Raw genomic sequence first — 3,390 nt, 5'->3', positions numbered from 1 at the left:
CTGACGAGGTCACCGGTGCGGTAGGCGCGTTCGCCGTCCAGCTCGGTGAAGCGGCGGGCGTTCAGTTCGGGGCGGTGGAGGTAGCCGCGGGTGAGGCCGCCGCCGAGCAGCCACAGCTCGCCGGCGACGACGGCGGCGCGGACGCCGGCGAGGGGCCGCCCGATGGGGACGGGGCCGGCGGTGTGCCGGGTGAGGTCGGCGACGGTGGCGACGACGGTGGTCTCCGTCGGCCCGTACGCGTTGAGCAGCCGCACCGCGTCCCCGACGAGGCCGCGCCACTGGGCGATCCGCTCGGGCAGGGCGGCCTCGCCGTAGATGATGACGGTGCGCAGGCAGGCGGGAAGGCGGACGGAGCCGGTCGTGAGGACGTACACCAGCTCGTGCCAGTAGGCGGCGGGCAGGTCGAGGAGCGTGATGCCGTGCCGCGCGCAGCCGGCGAGGAGTTCGCCGACGTCGAGCATGTCGTCGGTGCGCAGGACGAGGGTGCCGCCGGCACCGAGGGTCGAGAAGATCTCCTGGATGCTGGCGTCGAAGTGCAGGGGGCTGAACTGCAGGACCCGGGAGTCGGCGTCGATGCCGTAGGCCGGGGTGGCGCCGGCGATGAAGTGGGCGAGGGAGTCGTGGGCGACGACGACGCCGTTGGGGGTGCCGGTGGAGCCGGAGGTGTAGATGACGTAGGCGGCGTCCTCGCCGGCGCCGGGCCCGTCGAGGACGAGTTCACCATGGCGGGCGACCTCGGCCGGCGCGGGGGCGGCGTCGCCGCAGGCGTCCCGGAGGATGGCGGCGTTGCGGGCGTCGGGTGCCTGGATGTCGAGCGGCAGGTAGGCGGCCCCGGTGGTGAGGACGGCGAGGAGGCCCACGATCGCGTCGGTACCGCGCGGCCGGTGGAGGGCGACGAGGCGGCCGGGTCCGGCGCCTTGGGCGGCGAGCACGGCGGCCCGGGCGCGGACGGCGGCGCCGAGTTCGGCGTAGCTCAGCCGGGCGTCACCGTGGACGAGGGCGGTGGCCCCGGGGCGGGTCCGCTCCTGCCGGGCGATCAGGTCGAGCACGGGCGGGGCGGTGGCGGGAGAGGGTCCGCCGTCGAGCAGGTCGTCCGTTCTGGGGGTCATGCCGAGTTCCTCCGGTAAGGGGCAGAGAGACCGGGGCGAACGGTTCCTCTCGCCTCCGTGCCCTCCACGCTAGGGGCGGGCCGGGGCCGTCCGGGGCAGGAGACGCGGCAGCTCCGGGCGGCAGAAGGAGCCGCCCGGAGCTGCCGGTCGCGTGTGCGGAGGGGGTACGGGTCAGGGGGTACGGCGCGCGCCGGCGCGGGTGCGGCGGGCGAGGGCGGGGGCCCGGCCGGGGGCACCCGGGGACGGCGTACGGGAGGCGTCGCGCGTCCCGGGCGTCTCCCCGGCCGCGTCGGCGAGGCGGCGGGCGAGCGTGGCGGCCGTCGGGTTGCGGAAGACGTCCTTGAGGGTGAGGTCCTGGCCGAACTCGCCGCGGATGCGGTTGAGGAGCCGTACGGCGAGGAGCGAATGGCCGCCGTTCCTGAAGAAGTTGTCGTCCCGGCCGACGGGCCGACCGCCGAGCACGTCCCGGAAGAGCGCGAGGAGCCGTTCCTCCCGGGCGTCGGCGGGTGCGGTGTTCTCCGTGTCCCGCGCCGGCCCTCGGAGACCGCCGGTGTCGACGGTGACGCGGGCGGGGGTGAGGTACTCGGGCAGCCGCCGCGTCGCCCAGGTCAGCAGCTCCGCCTCGGTGGTACGTGCGCCGGGGGCGCGGGTGACGGAGGCGTGCAGGCGGTCGTCGTGGACCTCCAGGTTCACCCCGGTCACCGCCGGGTGGGCGAGGAGGGTCTCCTCGACGCGGCCCGGTTCCACCGGGTAGCCGCCCGCGGTGAGCGTGGCGACGGGCCGCAGGGTGCCGTCGGCGGCGACGTACGCCCGCCGGCCGGTGGCGCGCGGGGTGCCGTCCGGCTCCGTGCTGTGCAGTTCGCCGGGCACGCGCACGGGGGCGGGGCGGCCCCGCTCGTCGAGCACGGTCGGCCCGCCGCCGGGCGCGGCCGTGCCGTGCGGGCGGCCGGGGGGCGGGACGTCGGCGTACGCGGGCTCGGAGAGGGCGGCGTCCGGGTCGGCGGCGAAGGCGTCGAGGGTCTCGGTCAGACGCCGGGCGAGGAGCCGGGCGGTGTCCGGCTCGTAGAGGGCGGTGGCGTACTCCAGGGCGCCGCGCAGCCCGCCGGGGCCGCCGTCGGCGTCGGTCAGCTCGGTGAGGGCGAAGGTGAGGTCGCTCTTGGCGCCGGTGCCGGTGAAGGGGACCGGCTCGCCGTCGAGGACGGACGGGGTACGCCGGCCGGCCGGGCCGCCGGCGGCGTGGACCTGGAGCATCACCTGGACGAGCGGCGCGTGCGCGGCGGAGCGGTGCGGGCTGAGGTGCTCGACGAGCCGGTCGAAGGGCAGGTCCTGGTGGCTGTAGGCGGCGAGCCCTGCGTCGCGCACCCGGCGGACGAGGTCCGTGAAGGCGGGGTCGCCGGAGGTGTCGGTGCGCAGCACCAGGGTGTTGACGAAGAAGCCGACGAGCGGGTCCAGGGCGTGGTCGGTGCGCCCGGCGACGGTGGTGCCGAGGGCGATGTCCGTGCCGGCGCCGTGCCGGGTGAGGAGGGCGGCGAGGGCGGCCTGCACGACCATGAAGAGGGTGGCGCCCTGGGCGCGGGCGCAGCGCAGCAGGGCGCGGTGGGTGGCGGCGCCGACCTCGAACGTGGTGACGGCGCCGGCGCCGTCGCTCTCCGGGGGCCTGGGCCGGTCGGTGGGCAGGGCGAGCAGCGGCGGCATGCCGTCGAGCGCGCCGCGCCAGTGGGCGAGCTGCTCGGCGGCGACGCCGTGGGGCCCGTCGAGGAGTTCGCGCTGCCAGAGGGTGTAGTCGGTGTACTGGACGGGAAGCGGCTGCCAGTCGGGGGCGCGGCCCCCGGCGCGGGCGCGGTAGGCGGTGTCGAGGTCGGCGAGCAGGCAGGACGTGGACCATCCGTCGCCTGCGATGTGGTGGACGAGCAGGACGAGCGTCTGGGGGGCGGGGGTGCGGGTGGTGCGGGGAGTGTCCGGCGTGCCGGGGGTCCCGGCCGTCCCGGCGGCGCCCGTCGTACCGGCGGTCCCGGTGGTCCCGGTCGTCCCGGCCGTCCCGGCGGCGCCCGTCGCACCGGTGGTCCCGGTGGAACCCGGAGACCCGGTGGTCCCGGCGGCTCCCGTCGCACCGGCCGTCCCGGCGGCTCCCGTCGCACCGGTGGTCCCGGCGGCGCCCGGAGACCCGGCCCTGCCGGTCGGGGCGGCCGGCCCCGTGGCCCCGGTGGCGGCCGTCGGGCCGGCCGTTCCGGTCGTCGCCCCGGTGTCGGTGACGAGCGTGGCCCGGAAGGGCGGCTCCGCG

2 protein-coding genes are annotated in these 3,390 nt (G+C 77.7%); both read right to left on the bottom strand.

Annotated elements, in window-relative coordinates; all coding sequences use genetic code 11:
- The coding region (locus RIF68_RS31605; RefSeq protein ID WP_309054696.1) for an AMP-binding protein at positions 1-1,109 on the bottom strand (1,109 nt) is incomplete at its 3' end.
- A 171-nt stretch (positions 1,110-1,280) separates the two neighbouring features.
- Positions 1,281-3,390 (bottom strand): condensation domain-containing protein (locus tag RIF68_RS31600; RefSeq protein ID WP_309054695.1); only part of this gene is annotated, 2,110 nt, incomplete at its 5' end.

It is taken from the genome of Streptomyces sp. (assembly GCF_031178505.1).
GTDB lineage: Bacteria > Actinomycetota > Actinomycetes > Streptomycetales > Streptomycetaceae > Streptomyces > Streptomyces gulbargensis.
Note: the sequence above shows the minus strand (reverse complement) of the source record. Positions and strands in the feature narration are given on the sequence as shown.